Consider the following 802-nt stretch of genomic DNA (forward strand, 5'->3'; position numbering starts at 1 on the left):
ACGGCCTGGCCTCGCCACACGCTGCCCGACACGCCTTCGACCGACCACGGCACCGCCTTGGACACCCAGCGCGCGGGCAACCCCACCAGCAACGTCAGGCCGAACACCAGCGCCATCCAGGCCACGCCCCGGGCGCTCATCGCGCCAGCACCAGGTCGAAGTTCAAGCCACCCTCGGCCTGCTCCAATCCCCATTGCAATGGCCGTGCACCGTCCCGCTGCAAGGCCTGCAACCAGTCCTGCAGCACGCGCTCGTCAGCTACCCGCCCCTGCACCAGCCAGCCGCTCGGCTGGCTGTACCTCGCGCACCACGATCTGGCGCGCCGCGGCCGACTGCTGCAACGGCTCGACGCCGAGTGCCACCCCCGGCCTGCAACTGCGCCGCCGAGGCGGCCAGCGCCTGCCACTGCATGTGTTCACGCCACTGCGCCAGCCCTTCGCGCAGCGCCAGGCTCAATACCAGCAGCGCAACGGTGCCCCAGGCTGCCGGCATCAGCCAGCGCCGCTGCCTGTCTACGTTCATGCGCCTGCTCCCAGTTCAAACACCAACCGCAGTTCATCCGTCGCCGGCTCAACCGTTACCTGTGCCCCCCGCATTCGCGGCCATCGCCGCCCACGGCGTATCCGCCGGCATCGGCAGGCCGTGCAAATGCAGGCGCCAGCGCACCCCGTCAAACCGCGCCAGGCGCAGGCGCCAACCGGGCCGGGCCTGCAGCCACTGCGCCATGGCCCCTTGCAACTGATCGAGCTGACGCAGCCGCAGGGTGTGTTCGTCCTGCGCCTCGCTGGCGCTTGAGTACCTG

2 protein-coding genes and 1 pseudogene are annotated in these 802 nt (G+C 70.4%); all 3 read right to left on the minus strand.

Annotation, left to right across the window (positions count from 1 at the left end):
* Positions 1–136 precede the first annotated feature (136 nt).
* On the minus strand, positions 137–274 hold the full coding sequence (locus G3436_RS28660; RefSeq protein WP_338001333.1) for a hypothetical protein: 138 nt from the start codon (positions 272–274) through the stop codon (positions 137–139).
* Positions 259–522 (minus strand): hypothetical protein, encoded by a 264-nt coding sequence (locus tag G3436_RS26945; RefSeq protein WP_338001334.1) that lies wholly within the window; start codon positions 520–522, stop codon positions 259–261. The genes G3436_RS28660 and G3436_RS26945 overlap by 16 nt, the downstream gene beginning before the upstream one ends.
* A gap of 48 nt (positions 523–570) precedes the next feature.
* Positions 571–802: pseudogene (locus G3436_RS26950) on the minus strand (hypothetical protein); the annotation flags it as partial.

Source organism: Pseudomonas brassicae (genome assembly GCF_010671725.1).
Lineage (GTDB): Bacteria > Pseudomonadota > Gammaproteobacteria > Pseudomonadales > Pseudomonadaceae > Aquipseudomonas > Aquipseudomonas brassicae.